We start from the raw sequence: 26,882 nt of genomic DNA, 5'->3' as shown, positions 1-26,882 counted from the left end.
CGTACTTTTTTTTTCGTCATCTATGTTAGATAATAACTCTTGCCGATCGGCTTCGTCTATCAAAATGTCATCACAGAAGGATGTGAACTTACTTATGAAGAAAAAGCAAAACCATTTTGCTCTTCTCGCACTAGCGATTAGTGCTTTTGCTATAGGAACAACTGAGTTCATTAGTGTCGGTCTTTTGCCAATGATCTCAGAGGACTTTGGAGTGAGCGTCAGTCAGGCGGGCTGGACTGTCTCTTTATATGCACTTGGTGTGACATTTGGCGCGCCTATTTTGACTTCCCTTACATCCACGATGAAAAGAAAGACATTGCTTTTGCTCATTATGCTCGTCTTTTTGATTGGTAATACACTTGCCACCATTGCCCCGACTTTTTCAGTGCTGTTAATCGGCCGGGTGATTTCAGCTTTATCCCATGGAATCTTCATGTCCATCGGTTCTACGATTGCTGCAAGCCTTGTCGTGAAAGAAAAACGGGCAAGCGCCATTGCCTTTATGTTCACTGGTTTAACAGTAGCGACTGTGACAGGTGTGCCATTCGGGACATTTCTTGGTCATGAGCTCGGCTGGCGGACATCATTTGGTGTGATTGTGATCATTGGTCTGATCGCACTGATATCCAACTATTTTCTTGTTCCGTCTCAATTAAAGCAGGGTGTGAAAACATCTTTTAAGGATCAAGCTGTCCTATTAAAAACAAAAAGAATCTTGCTTTTATTTGTCATTACAGCCACAGGGTACGGAGGAACCTTTGTTGTCTTCACGTATTTATCTCCTCTCTTGCAGCATGTGACAGGTCTTGCTCCTGGGGCTGTGGCTTTGATCCTTCTTTTATACGGAATCACGATCGCAGCCGGAAATGTCATTGGCGGAAAAGCTGCTAATGAACAGCCAATGAAAGCACTGATCTATATGTTTATTATCCAAAGCATCATCTTGTTTATCCTTAGCTTTACTGCAGGATTCACAGTGTTAGGCATTGGAACCGTCATGCTGATGGGACTGTTTGCTTTCATGAATGTGCCTGGGCTGCAAGTAGCCGTCGTTGATTTTGCAGAAAGATACACACCTGGAGCGGTCGACGTCGCATCTGCTATGAATATCGCTGCCTTTAATGCCGGTATTGCCATTGGCTCATTTTTAGGCGGCATCGTGACTGATACACTTGGTCTTGTGCATACAGGCTGGGTCGGCGGCATCATGGTCCTCATCGCAGCCATTCTTACGATGATCAGTTATCAAATGGAACAAAAAGAACAAACACAAACCATTTAAAGGAGTTTTTATGATGGAACATTTACAAAGTACAAAAACATTAAACAATGGGGTGCTCATGCCAGGCTTTGGCCTTGGTGTATTCAAGGTGGAAGATGGAGCTGAATTAGTTGATGCTGTCAAAACAGCCATTCAATTAGGCTATCGCAGTATTGATACAGCAGCTATTTATGGAAATGAAGAAGGTGTTGGACGAGGCATACAGCTTGGTTTAGCAGAAACAGGACTGCGCCGCGAGGATATCTTTGTCACATCAAAAGTGTGGAATGCCGATTTAGGATATGAATCTACCCTAAATGCATACGAAGAAAGCTTAAAAAAGCTTCAACTTGATTACCTTGATCTGTATTTAATCCATTGGCCGGTTGAAGGAAAATACAAAGAAGCTTGGCGTGCACTGGAAACCTTGTATCGTGAAGGAAAGGTCAGAGCCATCGGAGTGAGCAACTTCCAGCCGCATCACCTAGACGAGCTAATAAAAGATGCAGACATCACACCAGCTATCAATCAAGTGGAGTTTCATCCAAAGCTTACACAGGAAACACTCTATACGTATTTGAACTCTCGCGGCATTCAAATGGAAGCTTGGTCACCGCTGATGCAGGGTGAACTGCTGCATCACCCGCTGATCACAGAGCTTGCAGACACATATGGTAAAACACCTGCTCAAATTATTTTGCGCTGGGATGTACAAAAAGGTATCATCACCATCCCAAAATCAACGAAAGCACATCGTTTAAAGGAAAACGCTGATATATTTGATTTTGTCTTAACTGATGAAGATATGAAACGTCTTTCTGACTTAAATGAAAACAAACGTATTGGTCCAGATCCAGACAATTTCGACTTTTAATGAAAACACCCCCACTTTTTTGCTTTGCGGGGGTGTTCCTATTGATCATTTTGATTTTTTAAATGAAGCTTCATATTCTTCTATGATTTTATTTCCACCATTTGATTTCCACTTCTCTACATCTTTCTTAAATTGATCTTCACTGATGTCTCCAAGAATGAACTTATAGGTCGCATCATCGATGATTTTCTTCAATTCATTTCCTCGCTCAGATGCCGTTTCTGAATAAAGGCTTTCAGCAGGGTTAGCGACAATGATGTTTTTATTGTCTTCTTCTAGCTCTTCATATTTTGTACGAACTGCATCCCCTTTATTTTTCAAGTAACGTTTATCAATTCCTACAAGACTGACAAGCGGCTGTACGTCTGTCTGCCAGCCTTTCAATTGGCTTTCTTCCCTGACAAATGTATTTCCTTCTTCTTTCTTATAATGCTGGCCATCTATACCGTACGTCATGAGACCATATACATCTTCTTCGGCAATGCGGTCAAAGAAGGCCAAAATCCGCTTTAATTCCGCCTCTGATTTCACGCTTGTTTTAGGGAATGCGAAGATGCCATTATGACCACCTGATGCCCACACACGTTCTTTACCATCTGGGCCTTTGATTCGGTTGATAATATCTACTTTCATGTTTTTATCTGTCGCATCATCTCTCAGGTTCACGGCATCTACCATATTTCCAACATAGATGCCTGCTTTTCCTTGTGAGAATAATTCCTGCTGCTGTGTTTTGCTTGTCACTGGGAAGTCTTTGTTGATATAGCCATTGTCACGCAGCTTTTTCATGTATTTCATTGTATTCATGTACTCATTTGTCATAAAGTCCGGCGTGAATTTCCCGTTTTCTTCTTTCCAGTCTGTTGGCATTCCTTCATATGATCCAAGTGTTTTAAATGCGCCATAAATTAAATCGTTACGATCCGTAAAGCCAATTGTATCGGCTTTTCCGTTTTGATTCGGGTCTTTTTCAGTAAAGGCTTTGGCTACTTCATACAGATCATCCAAGGTTTTTGGTGTATCCAAATTTAAATTTTCAAGCCAATCCTTTCGAATGACAATCCCTTGTCTTGAAAGTGGTCTTTCTCTATAGATGCCATAAAGCTTGCCGTCTATAGAAGCGTTTTTATTAATCAGTTCGTTCATCTTACTTAAATTTGGATAATCCTTTAAATACGGACCGACTTCCCAGAACATGCCTGATCTGAACGCATTAATCGCAGACGAATTTTTAATGTCTTGAATCGTCACAATTTGCGGCAAATTCCCTGCTGCAAGTGCAGAATTTAAACGATCTTCCTTCACAGCATCAGGCACCCATGTAATATCAAGTTCTGTATTTGTGAGCTTCTCAATCTCTTTTAAAACGGAATCTTTCGGCGGCTGCTGATGATATAAAATCGCCATCCATGTCAGCTTTACCTTTTTGTCTAAATCAACCTTCTCATCTGATGAGTTTGCCCCTTTACTTGAACATGCTGACAGAATACCGCTTGCTGCAAATAACAGGACAAACGCAATCAGCCATAATTTCTTTCTCCCCATAAGATCCCTCCGTTGTTCCATCTTTTTAACCCTTTACAGAACCTAGTAATGCCCCTTTGTTGAAATGCTTTTGAATAAATGGATAGACAAGCAGAACCGGAATGGTTGCCACAACAATCACAGCCATTTTAATCGTCTGGTCTGGCGGTGGTGTAGATGAGCCCATATCCGACATATCTCCCTGCATTCCGCTTGAGACAATGACAATCTGTCTCAGCAGCACCTGAATCGGCCATTTCACTGAATCATTTAAATACAGAATGGCGGTCATATACGTGTTCCAATACGTCACGGCATAAAAAAGTGAAATGGTTGCAATGGCTGGCAAAGAAAGTGGCAGCACAATTTTAAAGAAAATCCCTAAATCGTTACAGCCGTCCATCTTCGCTGATTCCTCAAGACTTGCCGGTATGTTTTGAAAAAAGTTTTTCAAAATGATTAAATTGAACGCATTGATTGCAACCGGTAAAATAAGTGACCAATACGTATCAAGCAGACCAAGTGTTTTCACCACAATAAACGTCGGAATCATACCTCCGCTAAACAGCATCGTGAAAACAACGAGAAACATCAGTGTTCTCCGGCCTTTTAGCTCCTGGCGAGACAGCCCGTATGCCATCAGCGAGGACAAAAACATGCTGACAGCTGTTCCAACGAGCGTCACAAGAATGGACACAATGAGGCTGCGATACACAATATCTGTAGAAAAAATATATCGATATGCCTCTAGAGAAAACGTCGTCGGGAACAAGATAAACTTCTTCGTGATGACCTCTTCTACTGTTGCAAAAGAGGCGGCAATGACATGGATGAACGGAAGCACACATATTAATGCGAACATGAGTAGAAAAGAGTAATTAAATAAATTGAACAATCGGCCTTTAATAGAACGATCTATGTTCATCACGCCCTTTCTTTGAAAGCGTTATCATTTCATCTGAAAGTAAGCTGCAGCCTGTGACGATATCGTGATTAAAATGTAACAAACGGGGGAAGAAAGCGTCTATAATCATCTTGACAGACCAAATGTATAGATCATGTCAGCCGTGCTTTTATGCTCATGAAACAAAAGAATAAGATCATTAGCTCATGACATGATTATGCCCTATGCTTGATCATTGTCTCCGAGGATCTCCGTCGTATTGACATCTGGTTCATAGCCTAACTCCTGCTTCGTTTTCTCAGTAGACCACGGCTTTTCTTCATTCTCTGATACAGCATAATAGGTCCCAAAGGGGATATTCGTTTCAATCGCTGCCTTTATCATACCTGTAAGATCTTCATGCGACAGCAGTGTTCTTTTTGTTCTTGGCTTTTTGTGCAATGCCTTCATCTCATCTGTTACAACTGTTCCAATTCTTAAATTGATGACAGACATTCCCGTTTGATCGTTGAACAAACGCCCTAACTGTTCGGAAGCAAACTTTAAAATGCCATAAACATTTTTAGTCGCAGGCACATCATCAGTTGTAATCTGCCGCCCAAGTAAGGAGCGTCCATCCTCTTCATAACGATCCGTCACATGGTTGCTGCTTGCAAAAATGACTTTTCGTATGCCAAGCCGCGCGGCTGAACGAAACATATAATAGGTACTCCTCCAAAAAATATCATTCATTTTTGCAAATTCTTCATGATCCATCACATCATGCGTCATGTCCATGTTTAGAAGATGCAAGATGACATCTGTATCCCGCGGAATTGCCTCATATACATTCTGTTCATTCGCTGCATCGGCTAAAATGACTCCTTCTACACAGCTCGTTAGATCAATAATCGTGACGCTGTACTCAGTAGAGAGCGCTTTTGTTAAAATACGTCCAATCACACCGCATCCGCCAATGATGGTGATTTTTTTCATCTGTCTCCCCCTTTCTTTTGACGTAGTATGTCCAAGCGTTACTTGATTACAGCCACTTTTTCAAAAATCGTGTCGCCTCATGACGCATAACGGCTGTTTCAAAATGACCTGCATGAAGATGAACAAGCTGATATCGTTCTTTCAATGAAGCAGCTTGATAGGTTTGACCCAATACCTTTTGAATCCTTCCAACGCCTTCAGCAGGCGTGAGCTGATCAAGTTTTCCTACTAAGCTTAAATGCGGTCTTGGAAAAATCATTTCTTGAATGTCAGCTGCTGTAAAATGCTTCGCTAAGCTCGGTACATAGTAATAAAAGCCATGCCTGTCTAAATTGTTCGTTTCAATTAATGTATGATGATCTACCTGTGCGCAAAGATCAATACACACACTGACCCTCTCATCAAGCGCAGCCGTCCACCAGGAAAGAAGACCGCCCATCGACATCCCAAAGACAGCTAACCGGTCCACCAGCACATCAGATCGAGACAGCAAATAATCGATCGCACACATGCTTTCATACAGCATCATGCCCCACATCACTTTTCCTGTTAAAAGCATTTCCTTAAAAATTTCACTTTCTGTTCTTCCTCTTCTCTCACCAAACCCTGCATGATCAATGGCCAGTACACTATATCCTTTTGACGTAAACTCTTTTGCATATGAAGTCGCTTGCAAATAATGGGCACCTTTTAACAGCTCTTCCTTCCCATTCACATAATTCCCGCCATGAGAGTGCTGGAACAGTACTACGGGTCTTTTTTTCGCTGTATCCTTCGGTTTCACAAAATAAGCAGGGACTTCCTCTACACCATTCATAGAGAGAATGAGTGTTTCCACTACATATGATTCACGTTCCTCCATTTTTAACGTATAAGCCTCCACGCGATGACGTTCTGGCATTTCTCCTAACAGACTGAGCAGTTGTTCACGTTTGCTTTCCTTTTCCATTGACGTCACTCCTCATTTTCTTGATCAACTGTTAAAATACGAGACCGATGCGGGAATCACCTTGTTTTCGACAAAATTATGTCCCGGGAAATAAAGAACACCCACCGGTTTATACCGATGGGTGTCATCATTAGTTCGCAACAATATTGACAAGCTTCCCAGGAACTGCAATCACTTTACGAATGGTTTTCCCTTCAAGCTGTTCTTTTACGCGTGCATCATTTTTCGCGAGCTCTTCTAACTGCTCTCTTGTTGCATCAGCAGGAACGGTTAATTTTGCTTTCACTTTACCGTTAAGCTGTACAACAATTTCTACTTCATCGTCGACAAGCTTTGACTCATCATATTGCGGCCATGCTTCATAAGAAATAGACCCTTCATGACCAAGTTTATTCCAAAGCTCTTCTGCTAAATGCGGTGCAATTGGAGAAAGAAGCTTTACAAAGCCTTCTGCATATTCTTTCGGCAGTGTATCAGCCTTATAGGCATCGTTGATAAACACCATTAATTGCGAAATGCCTGTATTGAAACGCAAGCCTTCATAATGATCCGTTACCTTCATGACTGTTTCATGATAGCTGCGTTCTAATGCGCCGCCAGATTGCTCTGTCACTTTATCACTGAGTGAGCCATCTTCATTTGTAAATAGACGCCATACACGATCAAGGAAACGTCGAGCACCATCAAGTCCTGTTTCAGACCAAGCAATTGACGCATCTAAAGGTCCCATGAACATTTCATAAAGTCGTAATGTATCCGCACCATGAGATTCTACGATATCATCCGGGTTGACCACATTTCCTTTTGATTTACTCATTTTTTCATTGTTTTCCCCAAGAATCATGCCTTGGTTGAACAATTTCATGAAAGGTTCTTTTGTTGGAACAACACCGATATCATACAAGAACTTATGCCAGAAGCGTGCATATAAAAGATGCAGTACAGCGTGTTCTGCTCCGCCGATATACACATCAACTGGAAGCCATTTCTTCAGCTTCTCAGGAGATGCTAGCTCTTCTGAGTTATGAGGATCAATATAACGTAAGAAATACCAGCAGCTGCCTGCCCATTGCGGCATTGTATTCGTTTCACGGCGGCCTTTCTTACCTGTTACAGGATCTACAACCTCAACCCAGTCTTTAATATTGGCTAATGGTGATTCACCTGTACCACTTGGCTTAATCTCTGTCGTCTTAGGCAAGATCAGTGGAAGCTCTTCTTCTGAAACAGCTGAAGATGTTCCGTCTTCCCAATGAATGATTGGAATCGGTTCACCCCAGTAGCGCTGACGGCTGAATAGCCAGTCTCTTAAACGATATGTGACTTTCTTTTCACCTTTTTGATGTTCTTCAAGCCATGCAATCGCTTTTTCAATCGCTTCTTCTTTTCCTAAGCCATTTAGGAAATCAGAGTTAATGTGCTTTCCATCACCTGTGTAGGCTTCTTTTTCAATGTCTCCGCCTTCTACAACTTCTTTGATTGGAAGATCAAAGGTTTTAGCGAATTCATAATCACGTTCATCATGAGCAGGAACCGCCATAATAGCTCCAGTTCCATAAGTCGCCAGCACATAATCGGCAATCCAGATCGGCATCATTTCACCATTTAAAGGATTGATGGCATACGCCCCTGTGAAAATACCCGTCTTCGTTTTAGCAAGATCTGTCCGCTCTAGGTCACTCTTTGATTGAATCTCTTTGATATACGCTTCGACAGCTTCTTTTTGAGCATCTGATGTGATTTTTTCAACAAGTGCATGTTCTGGTGCAAGCACTGCATATGTTGCGCCAAATAGTGTATCAGGACGCGTTGTAAAAACCGTAAACTGTTCGTCATGCCCTTCTACTTCAAAATGAACGTGCGCACCTTCAGAGCGTCCGATCCAGTTGCGCTGCATATCTTTAATGCTTTCAGGCCAATCAATGTCCTCTAAATCTTCTAACAGCCTGTCCGCATATGCCGTAATCTTTAGCATCCATTGCTTCATAGGACGTCTTTCAACAGGATGCCCTCCGCGTTCACTTTTTCCATCAATGACTTCTTCATTTGCAAGCACTGTGCCAAGCGCTGGGCACCAGTTCACTGGTACTTCATCGATATAGGCCAATCCTTTTTCGTACAATTTTAAGAAAATCCATTGTGTCCATTTGTAGTAATTCGGATCTGTCGTGTTGATTTCTCGATCCCAATCATACGAGAACCCTAGTGATTGAATTTGGCGGCGGAAGTTATTGATGTTCTCTTCTGTAAAGGCCGCCGGATCATTTCCTGTATCAAGTGCATACTGTTCTGCCGGGAGACCAAATGCGTCCCATCCCATTGGATGAAGAACATCATATCCCTGCATACGTTTCATGCGTGATAAAATATCCGTTGCTGTATAGCCCTCAGGGTGCCCGACATGAAGCCCTGCGCCTGATGGATATGGAAACATATCAAGTGCATAAAACTTCGGTTTATCTTCCGAGTCAGATGTGGCGAATGTTTTATGTGTCAGCCAATAATCCTGCCACTTCTTTTCAATTTCCCGATGCTGAAAACTCAATGTGAAAACCTCCTTTAATATGTACGGCTTTATCTGCTTAGATGACCACTGCAAGAATTCAGATTTTTCTAAAATCAACAAAAAACCCTCATCCCTGGAAAGGGACGAGAGATTTTTTGGTTCCCGCGGTACCACCCTTGTTAGCGTAACATGCTGTTCGTACGCTCACTTAATATCTTTAACGCAGACATGCGACAGAAGCTTTAACGCAACTGCAACTCTGAGGCGAGTTCAGAAGCAGATTTGATTGACTTTCACCAGCCGTCAATTCTCTAAAGACAAATACTGCTTTCCTACTACTCCTCTTCACTGTTCTTATCGTAACCGTCATCTAAGTAGTATTTTATAGAATTATGATCATAAGTGCAAGCAGGTTTGTATACAATGGGAATGTACCCTAGACTAGGGTAAAGTGAGGATATTATTCATGTGGAGATCGGTTATGACGGTTGGAGCCTGCATCCTGTGAACGTTCTTCTCTCACAAAATCGAAACTTCGCAGAACTGCTTCTCCTCCGTAACCTGAAATAATGGATAAGATGATCAAGTGCAGACTAGATTCGGGATTTGAGGATAAGACAAGCAGTGTAGCGGCAATCATCCCAACGAGCCAATCTTCAATAAACCCTAGATAAATAAACTTCTTTGTCATTCTGGGCTTCTCTAGCCTGCCTTTTTTCTTTACGTGACCGAGAATGCCCATGACCCCTCCAATGGCGCAAGCAATAATGACTTGTTGCAGCATTTTCATCACCTTCCTAAAGCCCTTAGAATAGTAAAGCGACTTCAGGCTGTCCAGCCCCCTGTAATGCCATTCTGCTGTTCCGTCATAATCCATGTAAAAGGTCTATTCTCTCTAACGAAGAAAAAAAGCTTGTTTCTTCCATTATATGTGAATGACCCAAAAACAATCTTGATGCATTGGAATCATTTTTACCTAATCCATATTAACTATTTTTGTCATTTTATGAATTATGAGCAATTGATTCCTTCTTTTTCTAATGAAAAGTCTCCTTACTTACTCTATTCTAATGGAGGACAAACTATGATGACAAATTTAACAAAGCGTTTGCAATCGTTGAAACAGAACATATGTTATGTTACGTTTATAAGGATTCATTTGGTTGAAAAGACAACCATTTGATATGCTTATAGCAGCAGCAAAGGAGGGTAATATGGTCAGCTCGAACATCTTCGGCTTGCAAAAACAGCTTGAACTCATCAAAAAAGCGCTGGATCATGCGCGGATCGGTGTTGTCATTACAGACCCTTCCTTAGAGGATAACCCTATCGTTTATGTGAATCATGGCTTTACACAAATGACTGGATACAAACCAGATGAGATTCTTGGGCGTAATTGTCGATTCCTTCAAGGAAAAGACACAGATCAAAAGCAGCTTGCTTTAATTCGACATGGAATTCAGAACAAAACACCTATTACCACACAGCTAAAAAATTATAAAAAAGACGGCACTTTTTTTTGGAATGAACTCAATATAGATCCTCTATACATCGAACAAGATGACAAAACATTTTTCATTGGTTTTCAAAAGGATATTACGAAACAGAAAGAATATGAACAGCTCCTAGAAGATTCCTTACAGGAAGTCACCTCTCTTTCGACGCCAATCGTCCCAATCAAAAATGGTGTATCTGCTCTTCCGCTTATCGGAAAATTATCTGAAGAACGCTTTGATGCCATTGTCGCTAAGTTAACTTGTATATTAGATGATTCAAAGGATGATTATTTAATTGTCGACCTTTCTGGTTTAATCGATGTCGATGATTCCGTCGCAGCACGTATTTTCAAACTGCATCATCTCCTCAATTTAACTGGAACCGAACTGATCATTACTGGGATCAAGCCGCAGCTTGCGATGAAAATGAAAGACCTGGATACAGATTTCCAGAATACGATCACTTATTTGACAGTAAAAGAAGCCATAAAAGGATTACCATTAGCTGAAAGCCCTGTGTAAACAGGGTTTTTTTAATTGAACTGCTCCCTAAAATGGAAAAATGAGGTATGATAGGTGTAAATAGCAATTTAGGGGGGCTGCTAGATATGATGTTACTCATCATAGGTCTTTTATGTGTTTGTTTTGCCATCGGATACGCCGTCAATTTCTTCTTACTCAAACGCCAGAACGAGCTGATTTTTTCAAAGAAACTATTTTATCCTTTTTTGGTCATTGGCCTTGTCTTTTCCATTATGTCATTACCGTTTGCTGCTACAAATGCGCCAAAGGCACAAGCCGATCCATCTTCCGAACAGCTGTTAAAGGAGCAAAAGGAGCTCTCATCTGACATTTCGAGCTTAAAAGCTGATAAAGAGTCGCTTACCTCCTCTTTAGAAGACACGGAGAAGGAAAAAGAAAAACTGGAAAAAAAGCTAGAAACCATCACCTCAGAAAAAGAAACGGTCAAACAGCAAGAAAAGACCATTCAATCGCTTGAAGAGAAAATAGACAAGCTCACCTCCAGCAATGAAACACTCAAAAAAGAAAACAAGAATAGTAGCAGCGATACGAGTTCTTCCACCGTCCAGCGCTCCGCTCCTAAAGATGAAGGAAAAAGCACAGGCGGTCATGAATCTCAAAAGGAAACAAAAAAAGAATCGGCTGCCTGTAACATTAAAGGGAGTGTCAACGGCATTTATCACACACCGAGCAGCAGATACTACTCTAGAACAAAGAATATAACCAAAATGTTCTGCTCTGTTGAAGAGGCAGAACGTGCCGGATACAGGGCACCTAAGCAATAGCGCTGTTTATTTAAGATAAAAAAGAACCTCCTGAGCGCCCAATCGGGTTTCCAGGAGGTTCTTTTTTAAATTTCTCTTCTTAAAGCTGCTAATACATTCGTTTTTGTTGCCTTACGTGCCGGGTTAAGCCCTGAGATGATCGCTACCCCTGCGCTGATCACTGTCGCTGTAATCACAAGGCTGAGCGGAATATAGGAAAAAGTAATCGAGAATTGATCACTTGATCCTCCCTCAGACATGGACGACAAAATGGCTGGGATGATTAAATTAACGGCGAAACTAATCAAATATGAGATGATAATACCGATGATTGATCCGATTACTCCAATATAAGCACTTTCCATTAGGAACATTCGCTTGATAATGGATGGATTTGCACCAATAGCTTTCATAATCCCAATCTCTTGTGTTCGCTCTGTTACCGCCATGGTCATCGTATTGAAAATACCGATGGCAGAAATAATGACTGCAATACATCCGACAAAAATGAGTCCAATTTTGAAGACCGTAAAGAACATATCCATTCCTTCAAGCTGGTTCGTCACAGAGATGACTTGATAACCCTCATCTGTTAGTTTATCCGTGATTGCACCGACATTGTCGAATTTATCTGCATAAACAGAGGTCATTTTCTCGACATTTCCTGCTTCAGGAGACAGGTCGAGTATTTGACCAAATTCTTTTTCATAAGCATTCGGAATCAGAATTTTATGATCCTCCTGCCACTCCAAATTCGGCTTTTTCAAAACACCTACTACACGGAAATCAAATGTTTTTTCTTTGACGACTTCATTTTCTTCATTCAGTTTTGGCACTTTGATTTGAATCACTTTATTTAAAATATCCTTCGTGTAGCCTTTAGGCTCCTTCGGTGTTTCTTCCCCATTTGACGTCTGATTTAATTCTTTTTCATAGGCTTCGCGTTCTTTTTTTGTCCACAGTTGTTCCGCCATATGATACCCGACCACAATTTCGTTCGCTGATGTTGGAACTTTTCCTCGGTCTAGTTCAAGCCCTGCTTCTTTTTCTTCTTTCATATCGGTCAAAGCAGCCTGTGTTTCACTTGAACGGTCATCGAGTTCGACGTTAACCGATGGAATGATCGATGTTCTTGAGACAACAGATTTCACATGATCATATTTCTTTAAATCATCAATCTTGACGTCTCCTTTTTCTTTTCCTAACACTTTAATTTCTGTGATGATTTGCTGCTTCATGATTTCATCTTGAGCGGATTTTTGCAAACCAAAACCGACAGACGCTAAAACGATTAAGAAAGAGCATGCCATTGTCGTCGCAAGAATGGTCATAAACACACGCAATCTATTTTTCTTCATATTTCTTCTAATGAATTTGACCTGATCTCTAAATTTCAATGGATTGTTCCCCTTTCTTTAATACACCATCGTGAAGCTGGAACGTTGTGTCTGCGATTGAAGCCACTTCATCGTCATGTGTAATGATGACAAATGTAATTCCTTTTTCACGATTGAGCTGCTGGATAAAGGCTAGAATTTCCCCTTCAGTTTCTGAATCCAGACTACCTGTTGGTTCATCCGCTAAAATAATTGATGGATTTAAAATCAAGGCTCTTGCAATACTCACACGCTGCTGCTGTCCGCCTGACAGCTCATTTGGGTAATGTCCTGCATGATGTTCAAGTCCTACTCGTTTCAGCATTTCTTTTACTTTCGCCTTTCGTTCAGACGGCTTCACACCTTTTAAAGTGAGCGGAAGTTCAACATTCTCATACGTTGTTAAGCTCCCGATCAATTGAAAGCTTTGAAAGATAAAGCCAAAGTGATCTAAGCGAAAGTCTGCCCATTCTTTTTCATTAAAGCCGGTCACATCAGTGCCATCAATGACAATTTGTCCGCTCGTTGGCGTAATATAGCCTGATATTAAGTTCAACAAGGTGGATTTCCCCGAACCACTTCGTCCAACAATACAAGCAATATCGCCTCTTTTGATGGACAGGTCAATCCCTTTCAGCACAGGAATTTCATTTTCCCTGCCTTTTTTACCAATTTTAAATACATGATCTAATGCTTGAATCTGAATCATCTCTACTCCCCTGCTCTCTGTTTATCTTTTTCTATAGATTAAGAAATAACTCGTAAGTGCGCCCACAGCTCCACCGATGAGCATGCCAGCAATATAACCAAATATGGAATTGTCCGAAGAAAATCCAACCCAGCCAAATCCTAGAACACCGAAGACAATAACCATAATCTGAATTGGTCGATCGATCTTTTGATAAAGAAAGAAGCGGCCATTTCGTTCAATTGGATGTTTTATAAAGCTAATTAAGCCAATTAGATAAAACAGAACCATCATGACAATAGGTATAATGATTTTTTCACCTGAGAACCAAAGAGGATAATCAGATTGGAAAGGATCATTTGCAATATAAGTGATTGGAGACATAGGCGATATCAAATAAGCGAAGCTCTTATCTACCCAGCTCCCACTTGTCTTCATGATAAAATCTAAATGAACAATCGGTAATCCGATCACTAAAAAGGGTAAAATAGCTGTGCTGAACCCAACGATTGCTTGCGAAATGGAACTTCCGGTTAAAGTACCCGCTGCAAAAAATAAAGTATAAAACATCAAGGAGGACACAAGCGAAATGACATAACCACTATGAAAGCCAGGTGTCTCTAGTGGGTTAAGTCCTAAAATAAGTAAATAAGTAAGAACATAAGAAACAGCATGAACGACTGCAATAATTCCAGCACCTAAGAAGAACTTAGTATGATAGATCGAACTTCTGCTAAATGGCAAGGATAAAGTAAAATCCATCTGTCCTTTATTTCTCTCAAATCCAAGCTGAATGACAGCAAAGAAGAGCCCCATTAACCAGGAAAGGGAAAGAAAAACATCTGTTTTAAAAATATAAGAAAAGCGTGGTGAATCCGTAATACAAGCTGTATCGTTTAGGCACGTTTGAAAAGACGAATATTCCATTAAGAATGCGAAGGGCGTCGCAAGCGCAGCAACAAGCATCACTAAAATGAATGTCAGCTCTGATTGCTTCCACTCCTTATATAATAATTGCCGCTTTACCATCTGCGTTTCCCTCCAAACTTTGCAATAAATACTTCTTCTAAATTCACAGGCAGTTCATGCCATACTTTTGGCTTCAGTGACTTCAAGTACTCTTTAGCTTCTTCGTCGGTTTTTAGAACAAGCGCTGTATAGAAAACGCCCGCTTGATCCAAAATCGCAACGCCATTTTTTCGAATACTTAAGTTCATATCTTCTTCAAAAGCCATTTGGATTTTGACATAGTCATTCTTTAATTCATCTAAATCCATGACACTTGTGAGCTGATTTCCTTCTAAAAACCCGATTCGATTACACATGCGCTCAATATCCTCTAAGCGGTGAGATGTAATTAAAATCGTTGTTTGTCGTTCTGCCACCTCGTCAATCATCAGCTGAAGAACGTCATTTCTTGTGACGGCATCAATTCCATCAGTCGGCTCATCTAATAAAATGACCGCTGGTTTGATGGCAAAGCTTAAAATTAATGACAGCTGTTTCTTTAACCCTGTCGACAATTCACGATACTTTACTTTTTCCGGAATTTCATAGCGGTTCACAAGCTCATTTGCATAGGTCACGTCAAACTTTGGATAAATATGCTTTAACAGCTGGACAAGCTGTCCGTAATTGTATCTGTCAAAGTAAGGATTCACGACCGGCATGAATACAATATTTTGCTTTACTAAAGGGTGGTCTCTCACCAGTACATCTTTAAAATAAATCTCTCCTTCATCTGGAAGAAGAATTTGTTGAATCAATCTGAGAAGTGTTGTTTTCCCAGAGCCATTCCGGCCAAGCAGACCGAAGATCTCACCTTCGCCTATTTTGAAGGAAACGTCGCTGAGTACTTCGCGTCCATTTAATTTCTTCGATACATTTCTGACCTCAATCAACTTGTTTTCCTCCTTTTAGACTTGAGCCGATCTCTTCTAGCCATTCCTTGAGCTGATGAATATCAATACCAGCATAATGAGCTTCTATGATGAGTTGTCTTAACTGTTCTTTCATCTCGAGCACCTTCCCTTCATTCAGCTTTAACTGAGCACCTTCTGTTACATACGTACCGCGGCCTCTTAGCGTTTCAATAATCCCTTCCCGCTCTAGCTCTTTATACGCTTTACTGACGGTGTTTGGGTTGGCAATGATAATGGTGGCGAGCTCTCTGACAGAGGGCAGTTTGTCACCAGGCTTCATCACACCTTTTAAACATAAAATTTTGAGCTGCTCAATGATTTGTTCATATATTGGCGCAGCGCTTCTTGGATCTATTTGAATCATGATGACTCCCTCTTTCCTCATTCATGCTTTTGCAGTCCTATCGCTTGTTCATGTCCTTGCATTAAAGGAACTGAATTGGGTATCAAATCTTTTTGAACTTCAAAACCAATGAAAACAAGAACGAAAAAAAATGTACATGCTAACGCAACAGCCAGCACCATCCACTTCAAATTGATTGGTTTTTTTTCTTTTTTCATGGTTGAACACCTTTCTTCACTTTTTAAGTGTCTTTAGTGTATTAGTTGATATAGTACACTTAATACAATATAGACACTCAGCATAAAAGTCAATAACTTATTAAAAAAATAAAAAACAGACCCTTAAAAGAAGGATCTGTTCATTATTCATTATCGTAAGAAATCCCTAAAATCATTTGATTTTGCAAGCTTTGAATTTGAACACGTGCCCTGTCTAATCGTTCTCTTTGCTGGTCATTCGCGACATCTTTTAATTTTTCTAATTCGTTGACCGTATCCTCAAGCATGAGCTGTGCTTTAGAAAACTCTTCCTCATTATAATGTTCCTGACGTGAGCTCAAATCAAATTGTTCATTTGCAAACTCAAGGGTTTCAGTACTTTTTTGGATAAAATCATCGATCGACTGCCTTGTTGCCATCTTACATTCCCTCCATTTCATCATCGCTCCCGCCTATTTTGCCCATGTAAAGCTTTTTCACTAAAGAAAATGTTGGACAGATTCAATTGTCCTCCTTCGTGATTTTTGTTAAACTTTAAGGATGCCTATTATTATGCAAGGAGGTTACTGACTTGGATCAGCATAACCCTTTTTTATATTCAAACAGCGAAAAACGTTATCACACATGGAATTATCATTTGCGTGAACACTTTGGTCATAAAGTATTTAAAGTAGCCTTAGACGGCGGCTTTGACTGTCCAAACCGTGATGGTACTGTAGCCCACGGCGGCTGTACATTTTGCAGTGCCGCTGGATCTGGTGATTTTGCAGGAAACCGGGCTGATGATCTTATCACTCAATTTAACGAAATCAAAGACCGGATGCATACAAAATGGAAAGACGGAAAATACATGGCGTATTTTCAGGCGTATACAAACACACACGCGCCGCTTCCTGTCCTAAAAGAAAAATATGAAACCGTCATGAATCTGGATGGTGTGGTTGGTCTATCCATTGCAACAAGACCTGACTGTCTGCCGGATGACGTAGTGGAGTATTTAGCCGAATTAAACGAACGCACTTACCTATGGGTAGAGCTTGGTCTACAAACAGTACACGAACGGACAGCTATGCTCATTAACCGTGCTCATGATTATGAATGCTACGTTGAAGGTGTAGAAAAACTGCGAAAACACGGAATTCGTGTCTGCTCGCATATCATCAACGGATTGCCTCTTGAAAACCGGGATATGATGATGGAAACAGCCAAAGCTGTTGCGGATTTAGATGTGCAAGGAATTAAAATTCATTTACTTCACCTTTTAAAAGGGACTCCAATGGTCAAACAATATGAAAAAGGAAAGCTTGAGTTTTTAAGCCAGGAGGAATATGTTCAGCTTGTTTGTGATCAGCTGGAGATTCTGCCGCCAGAAATGATTATTCACCGTATTACAGGCGACGGCCCAATTGAATTAATGGTTGGTCCAATGTGGAGTGTTAACAAGTGGGAAGTGCTAAATGCCATTAATGCTGAGCTCGAAAGACGTAACAGCTACCAAGGGAAACGTTTCATCAGATTGGAAGAAGCAGCCAAATGATTTTGAAACGCATGCTTCCTTTTAGTAAAGAGCTGTTAGAACGCGCTTGTCAAAAAGGCGACATCGTCATAGATGCAACAATGGGAAACGGCCACGATACACTCTATTTAGCTGATCTTGTAGGAATTAATGGACAAGTCTTTGCATTCGACGTGCAAGAGGAAGCCTTGCAGCAGACAAGCAAAAGGCTTGGCGATCAATATCCTTACGTTCACCTGATCCGTGATGGACATGAAAAACTGGCGGATCATCTTCCGAAGGATGTTTACGGACATATATCTGGTGCAGTGTTTAACCTTGGGTATCTGCCCGGAGGCAATAAAGCCGTCACCACTCAGGCTCATACAACCATTGAAGCGATCAAACAACTCCTCGAATGGCTCAAACCAGGGGGTCTGATCGTTCTTGTGATATACCATGGACATCCCGAAGGTAAAAGAGAAAAAGAAGTGCTTCTCGACTATTGCAGATCACTGCCTCATGAAGAGGTACAAGTTTTATCATATCAATACATGAATATTCAAAACGACCCGCCTTTTGTGGTCGCTATTGAAAAAAAGCTAAAATGATGTGCATTTTAGCTTTTTTTCTTCTTTTCAGCGTAATAGAAAACCTTTGCAGTCGAAGGAACGGGCGAGCACCGGAGCGGAGCGAATTTGACATTCGTGAGTACCTGCGCGCATACCTGACACCAAATGCGATGGTTTGTCTACACGCTGAAGCTCAAATCCTAATGGATTTGAGCTTTTTTATGAAGATTTCATCCAAGGCATTTTCTGATAGGTCCGATAGGCTCTTCCGTTAATATAGAAAAAGAACGATGTTTTCCCGCTTGATTTGATCAGCCGTTTTGCCAGCTTGTTCATTTCTTTTTGGGCTGTCACTTTTTCATCGGACAAATAGACCGCCAGTAATCCTCTGTTAATCAATTTGTGAAAGTTTTCATGCGGAATACCTTTCAGCTGCTCATCCGCTTTTTCGATAAAATGCTGAAGTCTATCCATCATCTCATGATGAGAATCATAGTATGAGCAAAAGTTCAGATCTCCCCCAAGCCGGTCCTCTTCTTGGTCAATTAAATAATCGAGTAAGATGTGCAGACCTTGAATATAAGGGAAATAGCTTTCGTAAATTTGCTTCGCCTGCTTTTCTGTAAAATCAGGCTGCAGCGCATACGCCACAAGACAGAAGATCCCTAACGTCGATCCTGCACAAGCTGAAAACTCATACCATTCCATCTTCGGCAAATCCTTTTCATATTGGCGGAACCAAGACTCTAACCGCGGTACACGCTCATGAGGAACAACGTGCTTATGTACTTGCAGATCACTATAGTAATCACACAGCGTATGTAAATATGGCTGAATGATTGGATAATGCTCAAGGCGCGTAAGCACGTCTTGACATGTGCGGACAAGCGCATGTAAATATCCATGATCCTCTTGATCTTCGCGGAATTGATAGTATGGCTTGAGCTCAGCATGAATATCAAGCGCATCTCTCATCGCTTGATGCAGCATATGAAAATCCTTTGGATCCAGCGACGTGCTGCGGTCACATAGGTTATCTAAGTAATCACTGATGGTTTGATACGCCACAATGAATTCAATGCACGTTTCTTTCTCTTCACCTGCTAGAAGAGATAAAATGCCTCCGCCTTCACAGTGAAAGGTTTTACTGGCTATGCTCGCTAGTGCCTGCGTTCTCAGTTCTTCATTTTCAATCATTTCTGCATGAGCCCGCCACTTTTTCAGCTCCTGATGAACAAGCGGAAAAATATCTTTATACACCTTTGTCATCAGTGCAAAAGGACGCTCTGGTACTGACAAATCACTCCACCCCCAACTTAAAGCTCACAATCAAATATATTGATCTGTAAAGGCTCTTGCCGCCTTAAACACATCTTCTCTTTCCGGTTCATTAAAAATTTCGTGATACAGCTCTTCCCATTCACGGTATGATTTATTTGTTGATTCTATGCCATTGAACCATTTGATCACCCTCGTTTTATCCACGATCTTATCATCGCCCGCCTGCATTAAAAGGAGCGGGATCGATTTAAAAACATTCGTCGGCTGCATCGCCGCATCGATATTTTTGATCAGCTCTCGATACCAGCGAACCGACACCTTTGTCACGTAAAGAGAATCATTTGAGTCTGCCTCAATCACCGCCTGATTTCGTGTGGCTAGTTCAATCGACAGCCCTGACTCCACTTTAAAAGACGGTGCCAGCACATTTAGACCTTTTGACGCAAAATCCATCAGCTTCTTCGGTTTAAATTGCAGACCTAAACAAGGTGATGATAAAATAAGGCCATTCAACTTCGTATGGGTATACTGCTTCATCCACTCAATTGAAATGAGTCCACCCATACTGTGTCCAAGTAAAAAAGTAGGAAGCCTGAATGATTTCGCATGTTCGATCCATTCATCGACTGTATCAATGTATTCTTGAAACGAACGAATGTGGCCTCGCGCACGTGTCGATGTTCCTTGCCCAGGCAAGTCACCCATGACGACGTGATAGCCTGCATTCCGCCACATTTCAATCAGCCATTTATATCGGCCGTGATATTCACTCGCACCATGTACAATTACAATTGTACCAACTGGTCTTTCAGCATGCCAAGTCCACAAAGTAAACACCTCACAAATGTTGTATTAAGAAAGGAAGTCGAAAAAGTGATTTATCCATATCATCAGTTTACACCTGAGATTCATGAATCGGTCTTTGTCGCAGATAACGCCACCATTACCGGTGATGTCACAATTGGAGAATATTCGAGCGTGTGGTTCCAAACCGTCATCAGAGGCGATGTTGCACCTGTGAGAATTGGAAAGAACGTCAACATTCAAGATTTATCGTGCCTGCATCAAAGTCCTGGAAAAACACTTCTTATTGAAGATGGTGCTACCATTGGACACCAAGTCACATTACATAGCTCAATCATTCGAAAAAATGCCCTCATTGGCATGGGGTCTATCATTCTCGATGGTGCGGAGATTGGCGAAGGTGCCTTTATCGGTGCAGGAAGTCTTGTCCCTCAAGGAAAGGTCATCCCAAAAGGATCACTCGCTTTTGGCCGTCCAGCCAAAGTCGTTCGGCTGTTAACAGATGAAGATATCCAAGACATGGACCGAATCCGCAGAGAATATGTAGAAAAAGGACAATACTATCGTTCCCTTTTATCTCGTTAACATCATACGTGTATCTTCACTTTATCATGTTTTTTTCAGGATATTAAGCAATAACTATGAACCGCTTGTTATTTTACCCTTTTCCGCCACTTTCTATCATGACAAAAAAGGTTTTCAGCACAAAGCTGAAAACCTTTTTCATTAACTAAAGATGACTTCTTTCGGTTGATGGTTCAATTGCTCTGGATCAATACTGCGCTCTACATAAATGCTGTGCCAAATCATAAAGATCAGAACGGTCCAAATCTTACGGCTATGATCTGCTTTACCAGCACAATGTTCATTTAACAAATCAAGCACATACTCTTTGTTAATATATTCGTCTGTTTGACTGTTTTTAATGATGTCTTTCGCCCAAGCGTTCATCTCATTTTTCAGCCAATGACGAATTGGAACAGGGAAGCCCAGCTTCTTGCGGTTTAACACATGGTCAGGCACAATGCCTTCTGCTGCTTTACGCAATAAATATTTCGTTGTGCCATCTTTTGTTTTCAGCTCTTCTGGAATTTTAGAAGCCGCTTCAAATACGACCTTATCAAGGAATGGAACACGAAGCTCTAGAGAATTCGCCATTGTCATCTTATCTGCTTTCAGTAAGATGTCCCCGCGCATCCACGTATGAATATCAACATATTGCATTTTGTTAATATCACTGTAGCCTGCACTTTCCTCGAAGTATGTCTTCGTCACATCACGATACGTAATGTTCGGATCATACTGCTTTAAGAGGTTTTTCTTTACTGGCTCTTCAAAGATTTTCGCATTACCGATATAACGTTCCTCTAATGGTGTACAGCCGCGGACGATAAAGCTTTTTCCTTTCATTCCTTCTGGCATTAAACGCGCCAGACGAAGAAGAAGCTTTTTCAGCATAGATGGAACAGATTCAAATGGTTTAAGAGAAAGCGGCTCACGGTAAATATTATAACCACCGAACAGCTCGTCTGCTCCCTCACCAGAAAGAACAACCGTCACTTGTTTCTTCGCTTCCTTTGCCACGAAATACAAAGGAATCGCCGCCGGATCAGCTAAAGGATCATCTAAATGCCAGACAATCTTCGGAAGCTCATTCATATATTCCTCAGGAGAAATCACAGCGCTGAAGTTTTGTAAGCCCAGCTTATCAGCCGTTTCCTTCGCCACATCGACTTCACTAAAACCGTCCTGCTGGAAGCCAACAGAGAATGTCTTCAGCTCAGGATGAAATTCCTTTGCAACAGATACGATGAAAGAAGAATCGATACCACCTGATAGGAATGAACCAACAGGAACATCACTTCTCATGTGAACTTTCACAGAATCATAGATTGCATCGCGTACTTCTTCAATCAGCTTCTGTTCTTGTGTTTGCTCAGGCTTAAATTGAACTTTCCAGTAAGTCTTAAATTCAATCTCCTGTCCTGGGCGTAAAGTAAACTGATGACCAGGCTCTACTTTGTGCACCTTTTGATCAAGTGTATTTGGCTCAGGTACGAACTGGAATGACATGTATTGCTGTAAGGATGTCTCATCAAATAAAATGTTCTCGTTCACTGCCATCAAGCTTTTGCGTTCAGACGCAAAGTACACTTGCTCATCCATTTGTGTAAAATAAAGCGGTTTGATGCCGAAAGGATCTCTTGCGCCATATAATAATTGCGCTTCTTTATCCCAAATTAAAAATGCAAACATGCCGCGAAGCTTAGAAGCCGCTTCTTCTTTATAATGACGGTATGTAGCAAGAAGTACTTCCGTATCAGAGTCTGTGCTGAACGTATAGCCCTTTTTCACAAGCTCTTCCTTCAGCTCCACATAGTTATAAATTTCACCGTTGAAAATAATCCAATACTTTTCATCTTCATAAGAAAGCGGCTGCTTTCCGTGCTCAACATCTATAATACTTAAACGTCTAAATCCAAATCCTACATGCTCATCATGAAAGTAACCCTCATCATCCGGACCACGATGAACGATGAGACGATTCATTTGTTTAATTAGCTCTTCCTGTTCAGTAGTTTCGGACAATGGACGGTGATTAAATACACCAACAAACCCACACATATTATTGCCTCCACGTTATGTTATTTCTTAAAAGTAGACCTATAATTAGACAGTATTTTGTCCGATTTTGTTTCACATTTTTTCGCTTTTTGCAGATTTTTTTTTAATCAAAAGGAAAACCGCTTAAAATAAGCGGTTTTCTATGTTGTTATTGTCCCAATGCTTCTTTGCGAAGTGTATCGGCTTTATCCGTTTTTTCCCACGGAAGATCTAAGTCGTGACGGCCAAAATGTCCGTATGCAGCTGTTTGTTTGTAGATCGGACGACGCAGGTCAAGCATTTTAATAATGCCAGCTGGACGAAGATCAAAGTTTGCACGAACCACTTCAATTAATTTTTCTTCAGAAGCTTTTCCGGTTCCGAATGTATCAATTGAAATCGATACAGGCTGTGCTACACCAATTGCATAAGCAAGCTGTACTTCACAAGAATCTGCAAGGCCGGCAGCTACGATGTTTTTCGCTACGTAACGAGCAGCGTATGCCGCAGAACGGTCAACCTTCGTTGCGTCCTTACCTGAGAAAGCACCACCGCCATGACGAGCATATCCGCCATACGTATCAACGATGATTTTACGTCCAGTTAAACCAGCATCCCCTTGAGGTCCACCGATGACGAAACGGCCAGTTGGGTTAATAAAGTATTTTGTCTGTTCATCAATCAGTTCACTTGGAACGACAGGGCTGATGACATGCTCTTTTAAGTCACTTTGAATTTGTTCAAGCGTCACTTCTGGTGCATGCTGCGTAGAAATAACCACTGTGTCAATACGAACTGGTTTGTTTTGCTCATCATATTCAACTGTGACTTGTGTTTTTCCGTCTGGACGAAGGTATGCAAGTATTTCATCCTTGCGTACTTCTGTTAAACGGCGAGATAATTTATGCGCTAGTGAAATCGGCAGCGGCATGAGCTCTTCGGTTTCGTTGTTGGCAAAACCAAACATCAATCCTTGGTCACCTGCACCAATCGCATCAATTTCTTCTTCAGTCATTGTTCCTTCACGTGCTTCAAGCGCTTTGTCTACACCTTGCGCAATATCAGCAGACTGTTCATCAATTGATGTAAGTACCGCACATGTTTCCGCATCAAAACCATATTTCGCACGTGTGTAGCCAATTTCCTTAATTGTGTCACGCACCGTCTTTGGAATATCGACATAAGTAGACGTTGTAATTTCACCGCTTACTAATACGAGACCGGTTGTAACAGAAGTTTCACAGGCAACACGCGCATTCGGATCTTTCTTTAAAATTTCATCCAAAATGCTGTCTGAAATTTGATCACAGATTTTATCCGGATGTCCTTCTGTCACTGATTCTGAAGTAAATAAACGACGATTTTGACTCATAATGGCTATTTCCTCCTGTACAAGACCACATCATCCCAAGATGAGGCCTCCAATATGATACGGAACTCGTTCCCTCTTATATTTAAAAACGTTTATATTAGAGATGTTATTGGCAATTTGTTCATATGATATCCCAAAAATAAAAAAACCATTTCCTTCATTGCGAGGAAAGGGTCTGAGATCGCATGCCTTTCACTCTTATCGCTCAAGGTGTTCTTGTACCTTGCATCAGGTTAGCACCTTGGTTTCTCAGCATTTTCATGCCTTTTTCATAAGAAACCGGTTGCTGGGCTTCATCGGGCCTGTCCCTCCACCAACTCGGGATAAGAGTATCCGTTCAATAAGATATCTTATCTTAAACCCTTGCGTCATGTCAATGCTTCATAAGAATTATCTCCCTCTTTTTTCACATCACCATTAGCATCACCAAAAAGCATATTTTCATAGCAGAAATGAAAAAACACACACAAAAATCTTTAAATAGTATAGACTATTATTATTAATGTGTTATACTAATCGAAACAAACAAATTCAACGGTAAAGGAAGGGTTTTTTTATGAACTCAGTGGATTTAAAAGAAGATTTGCAGTCATTGCTCTCATTAGAAAATACGCACCAAAATTTATCTGTTCCGAAACTTGTTGAAAAGATTTTGGCACGTAATGAAGGCGTTTTAACATCAACGGGAGCTGTCCGCGCCACAACTGGAGCCTACACAGGACGTTCGCCTAAAGATAAATTTATCGTCAAAGAAGAAAGCTCTGAACATAAAATCGATTGGGGTCAAGTAAACCAGCCGATCTCCAAAGAAGCATTTGACCGTTTATATACAAAGGTTGTGTCATACTTAAAAGAACGTGATGAACTATTCGTCTTTGAAGGATTTGCCGGAGCTGATGAAAGATACCGTATGCCGATTACAGTTGTAAACGAATTCGCATGGCACAATCTTTTTGCAAAGCAGCTATTCATCAGACCTGACGGATCAACACCTTCTTCAAACGAAAAACCTTTCACCATCTTATCTGCACCGCACTTTAAAGCAGATCCTGCAACAGATGGCACAAACTCTGAAACGTTTATCATCGTTTCTTTTGAAAAACGCACGATTCTTATCGGTGGAACAGAATATGCAGGAGAAATGAAAAAGTCCATTTTCTCTGTGATGAACTACCTGCTTCCTGAGCAAGATATTTTATCCATGCACTGCTCAGCAAACGTAGGTCAAGAAGGCGATGTAGCCTTATTCTTCGGACTTTCAGGTACTGGGAAAACGACGCTTTCTGCAAGCGCAAGCCGCAAGCTGATCGGAGACGACGAACACGGCTGGTCTGGCACAGGGGTCTTCAATATCGAGGGCGGATGCTATGCGAAATGTGTGAACTTAAGTGAAGAAAAAGAACCACAGATCTACAAAGCGATCAGCTTCGGATCAGTTCTTGAGAACGTTGTGCTTGATGAAGAAACACGTGAAGCGGATTACGATGATACATTCTTTACTGAAAATACACGCGCTGCTTACCCAATCGAAATGATTGATAACATCGTGAAACCAAGTATCGCAGGACATCCATCTGCCATTGTCTTCTTAACAGCTGATGCGTTTGGCGTTTTACCTCCAATCAGCCGTTTAACAAAAGAACAGGCCATGTACCATTTCTTGAGCGGGTACACAAGTAAATTAGCTGGAACTGAGCGCGGTGTCACATCACCAGAAACGACATTCTCAACTTGCTTCGGTTCACCATTCCTCCCGCTTCCAGCTCACGTCTATGCTGAAATGCTCGGCAAAAAGATTGATGAGCACGGTGCTAAAGTATTCCTTGTGAATACAGGCTGGACTGGCGGAGGCTATGGTACAGGTAAACGAATGAATCTCGCTCATACAAGAGCAATGGTGCAGGCAGCAATCGAAGGTGACCTTGACAATGCCGAGATGATTACTGATGACATCTTTGGCTTACACATCCCGCTTCATATTCCTGGTGTACCAGATGAAGTGCTTCAACCTGCTAAAACATGGGATGACCAAGAGGCTTATCAAGAAAAAGCACACTTCCTTGCCAATGAATTTAAAAAGAACTTCCAAAAATTCAGCCACGCGGCAAGTGACATTGAAGCCAAAGGCGGACCACTCGTATAACCAAATGAAAAAAGCTGAGGAGATTCAATCACTCAGCTTTTTTAGTTTGTTGAATGCAATGACACAAGACGGTACGTCACCTTCGTGACATTGTCTGTCAGCTCCAGCTTTTCAACATGTGCTGTCCCTGTTTTTTCTCCGTCTTTCGTTTTGCGCACCTCAAGTGGAATATTTAATGGATAAATGCGGTATCCATCCTTCATGAGTTCAAATACATTTTCTTCAATTCTTGTCTCTTTTCCCTTTGTGACAATCATTGTATTAAATTCAACAGGCATTCCCATAATGA

The 26,882-nt window shown here is 41.2% G+C and carries 26 protein-coding genes, 1 riboswitch and 1 other annotated feature; of the genes, 8 read left to right on the top strand and 18 right to left on the bottom strand.

Features of this window, described 5'->3' with window-relative positions:
* Nucleotides 1-94 precede the first annotated feature (94 nt).
* Nucleotides 95-1,282, top strand: coding sequence for an MFS transporter (locus NSS92_RS00465; protein WP_024426203.1), 1,188 nt, complete (start codon nt 95-97; stop codon nt 1,280-1,282).
* Nucleotides 1,283-1,292: 10 nt separating this feature from the next.
* Nucleotides 1,293-2,135: an aldo/keto reductase gene (locus tag NSS92_RS00460; protein ID WP_340866726.1), complete on the top strand. Its 843-nt coding sequence runs from the start codon at nt 1,293-1,295 to the stop codon at nt 2,133-2,135.
* Between the two features lie 45 nt (nt 2,136-2,180).
* Here NSS92_RS00460 and NSS92_RS00455 read toward each other — a convergent pair whose 3' ends face one another.
* From NSS92_RS00455 to NSS92_RS00430, 6 genes are all read right to left on the bottom strand, one after another.
* The gene (locus tag NSS92_RS00455) at nt 2,181-3,680 is read right to left on the bottom strand and encodes an extracellular solute-binding protein (protein WP_267588082.1); all 1,500 of its coding nucleotides are present in this window, start codon (nt 3,678-3,680) and stop codon (nt 2,181-2,183) included.
* Nucleotides 3,681-3,705: 25 nt separating this feature from the next.
* Nucleotides 3,706-4,566 (bottom strand): carbohydrate ABC transporter permease, encoded by an 861-nt coding sequence (locus NSS92_RS00450; RefSeq protein ID WP_087976618.1) that lies wholly within the window; start codon nt 4,564-4,566, stop codon nt 3,706-3,708.
* 219 nt (nt 4,567-4,785) lie between these two features.
* Nucleotides 4,786-5,538: an NAD-dependent epimerase/dehydratase family protein gene (locus NSS92_RS00445; protein WP_340866725.1), complete on the bottom strand. Its 753-nt coding sequence runs from the start codon at nt 5,536-5,538 to the stop codon at nt 4,786-4,788.
* Between the two features lie 46 nt (nt 5,539-5,584).
* A complete protein-coding gene (locus NSS92_RS00440) occupies nt 5,585-6,487 on the bottom strand; it encodes a dienelactone hydrolase family protein (RefSeq protein WP_340866724.1) in 903 nt (300 codons plus the stop codon).
* A gap of 130 nt (nt 6,488-6,617) precedes the next feature.
* The gene (gene leuS / locus NSS92_RS00435) at nt 6,618-9,032 is read right to left on the bottom strand and encodes a leucine--tRNA ligase (protein ID WP_340866723.1); all 2,415 of its coding nucleotides are present in this window, start codon (nt 9,030-9,032) and stop codon (nt 6,618-6,620) included.
* 97 nt (nt 9,033-9,129) lie between these two features.
* Nucleotides 9,130-9,351 (bottom strand) — a binding site (T-box leader).
* A 102-nt stretch (nt 9,352-9,453) separates the two neighbouring features.
* Nucleotides 9,454-9,783 carry a DUF4257 domain-containing protein gene (locus NSS92_RS00430; RefSeq protein ID WP_008343006.1) on the bottom strand — a complete coding sequence of 110 codons (330 nt, stop codon included), beginning with the start codon at nt 9,781-9,783 and terminating at the stop codon, nt 9,454-9,456.
* A gap of 424 nt (nt 9,784-10,207) precedes the next feature.
* On the opposite strand from NSS92_RS00430, the gene NSS92_RS00425 reads away from it, so the two are divergent.
* Both NSS92_RS00425 and NSS92_RS00420 read left to right on the top strand, forming a co-directional pair.
* Nucleotides 10,208-11,011 carry a PAS domain-containing protein gene (locus NSS92_RS00425; RefSeq protein ID WP_267588113.1) on the top strand — a complete coding sequence of 268 codons (804 nt, stop codon included), beginning with the start codon at nt 10,208-10,210 and terminating at the stop codon, nt 11,009-11,011.
* An 86-nt stretch (nt 11,012-11,097) separates the two neighbouring features.
* The gene (locus NSS92_RS00420) at nt 11,098-11,796 is read left to right on the top strand and encodes a sunset domain-containing protein (protein WP_267588079.1); all 699 of its coding nucleotides are present in this window, start codon (nt 11,098-11,100) and stop codon (nt 11,794-11,796) included.
* Between the two features lie 65 nt (nt 11,797-11,861).
* On the opposite strand, the gene NSS92_RS00415 is transcribed toward NSS92_RS00420, so the two are convergent.
* The 7 genes from NSS92_RS00415 to NSS92_RS00385 all read right to left on the bottom strand — a co-directional run bounded on the left by NSS92_RS00415 (nt 11,862) and on the right by NSS92_RS00385 (nt 16,741).
* Nucleotides 11,862-13,172, bottom strand: a complete 1,311-nt coding sequence (locus NSS92_RS00415; protein WP_340866722.1) for an ABC transporter permease — start codon at nt 13,170-13,172, stop codon at nt 11,862-11,864.
* Entirely contained in the window at nt 13,162-13,860 is a 699-nt protein-coding gene (locus tag NSS92_RS00410) for an ABC transporter ATP-binding protein (protein ID WP_095409340.1), read from the bottom strand. Before NSS92_RS00410 ends, NSS92_RS00415 begins: the two co-directional genes overlap by 11 nt.
* A gap of 21 nt (nt 13,861-13,881) precedes the next feature.
* Nucleotides 13,882-14,868, bottom strand: coding sequence for an ABC transporter permease subunit (locus NSS92_RS00405; RefSeq protein WP_267588077.1), 987 nt, complete (start codon nt 14,866-14,868; stop codon nt 13,882-13,884).
* A complete protein-coding gene (locus tag NSS92_RS00400; protein ID WP_267588076.1) occupies nt 14,862-15,740 on the bottom strand; it encodes an ATP-binding cassette domain-containing protein in 879 nt (292 codons plus the stop codon). The genes NSS92_RS00405 and NSS92_RS00400 overlap by 7 nt, the downstream gene beginning before the upstream one ends.
* Nucleotides 15,733-16,125, bottom strand: a complete 393-nt coding sequence (locus NSS92_RS00395) for a GntR family transcriptional regulator (RefSeq protein ID WP_019743690.1) — start codon at nt 16,123-16,125, stop codon at nt 15,733-15,735. Before NSS92_RS00395 ends, NSS92_RS00400 begins: the two co-directional genes overlap by 8 nt.
* 17 nt (nt 16,126-16,142) lie before the next feature.
* Entirely contained in the window at nt 16,143-16,322 is a 180-nt protein-coding gene (locus NSS92_RS00390) for a hypothetical protein (RefSeq protein ID WP_039180825.1), read from the bottom strand.
* Between the two features lie 143 nt (nt 16,323-16,465).
* A complete protein-coding gene (locus NSS92_RS00385) occupies nt 16,466-16,741 on the bottom strand; it encodes a YtzC family protein (protein ID WP_340866721.1) in 276 nt (91 codons plus the stop codon).
* A gap of 152 nt (nt 16,742-16,893) precedes the next feature.
* Here NSS92_RS00385 and NSS92_RS00380 point away from each other — a divergent pair, with 152 nt between their 5' ends.
* Nucleotides 16,894-17,859: a TIGR01212 family radical SAM protein gene (locus NSS92_RS00380; RefSeq protein ID WP_007501900.1), complete on the top strand. Its 966-nt coding sequence runs from the start codon at nt 16,894-16,896 to the stop codon at nt 17,857-17,859.
* Nucleotides 17,856-18,428: a tRNA (mnm(5)s(2)U34)-methyltransferase gene (locus NSS92_RS00375; protein WP_340866720.1), complete on the top strand. Its 573-nt coding sequence runs from the start codon at nt 17,856-17,858 to the stop codon at nt 18,426-18,428. Before NSS92_RS00380 ends, NSS92_RS00375 begins: the two co-directional genes overlap by 4 nt.
* Nucleotides 18,429-18,608: 180 nt before the next feature.
* On the opposite strand, the gene NSS92_RS00370 is transcribed toward NSS92_RS00375, so the two are convergent.
* Complete coding sequence (locus NSS92_RS00370) at nt 18,609-19,688, bottom strand: tetraprenyl-beta-curcumene synthase family protein (RefSeq protein WP_340866719.1); 1,080 nt, start codon at nt 19,686-19,688, stop codon at nt 18,609-18,611.
* A gap of 30 nt (nt 19,689-19,718) precedes the next feature.
* On the bottom strand, nt 19,719-20,498 hold the full coding sequence (locus NSS92_RS00365) for an alpha/beta hydrolase (protein ID WP_024424906.1): 780 nt from the start codon (nt 20,496-20,498) through the stop codon (nt 19,719-19,721).
* Between the two features lie 45 nt (nt 20,499-20,543).
* Here NSS92_RS00365 and NSS92_RS00360 point away from each other — a divergent pair, with 45 nt between their 5' ends.
* A complete protein-coding gene (locus NSS92_RS00360; protein ID WP_024426216.1) occupies nt 20,544-21,059 on the top strand; it encodes a gamma carbonic anhydrase in 516 nt (171 codons plus the stop codon).
* A gap of 141 nt (nt 21,060-21,200) precedes the next feature.
* Here the strand turns inward: NSS92_RS00360 and asnB are convergent, their stop codons facing one another.
* On the bottom strand, nt 21,201-23,099 hold the full coding sequence (asnB, locus tag NSS92_RS00355) for an asparagine synthase (glutamine-hydrolyzing) (RefSeq protein WP_267588072.1): 1,899 nt from the start codon (nt 23,097-23,099) through the stop codon (nt 21,201-21,203).
* A gap of 148 nt (nt 23,100-23,247) precedes the next feature.
* Nucleotides 23,248-24,450, bottom strand: a complete 1,203-nt coding sequence (metK, locus tag NSS92_RS00350) for a methionine adenosyltransferase (protein ID WP_340866718.1) — start codon at nt 24,448-24,450, stop codon at nt 23,248-23,250.
* Between the two features lie 195 nt (nt 24,451-24,645).
* Nucleotides 24,646-24,780: riboswitch (SAM riboswitch) on the bottom strand.
* A 226-nt stretch (nt 24,781-25,006) separates the two neighbouring features.
* Here metK and pckA point away from each other — a divergent pair.
* The gene (pckA, locus tag NSS92_RS00345; RefSeq protein ID WP_024424910.1) at nt 25,007-26,593 is read left to right on the top strand and encodes a phosphoenolpyruvate carboxykinase (ATP); all 1,587 of its coding nucleotides are present in this window, start codon (nt 25,007-25,009) and stop codon (nt 26,591-26,593) included.
* Between the two features lie 41 nt (nt 26,594-26,634).
* Here pckA and NSS92_RS00340 read toward each other — a convergent pair whose 3' ends face one another.
* Complete coding sequence (locus NSS92_RS00340; protein WP_025092385.1) at nt 26,635-26,877, bottom strand: DUF2584 domain-containing protein; 243 nt, start codon at nt 26,875-26,877, stop codon at nt 26,635-26,637.
* Nucleotides 26,878-26,882 lie beyond the last annotated feature (5 nt).

This window comes from Bacillus sp. FSL M8-0166, assembly GCF_038008825.1.
In the GTDB taxonomy this organism is placed as follows: domain Bacteria; phylum Bacillota; class Bacilli; order Bacillales; family Bacillaceae; genus Bacillus; species Bacillus safensis.
Note: the sequence above shows the minus strand (reverse complement) of the source record. Positions and strands in the feature narration are given on the sequence as shown.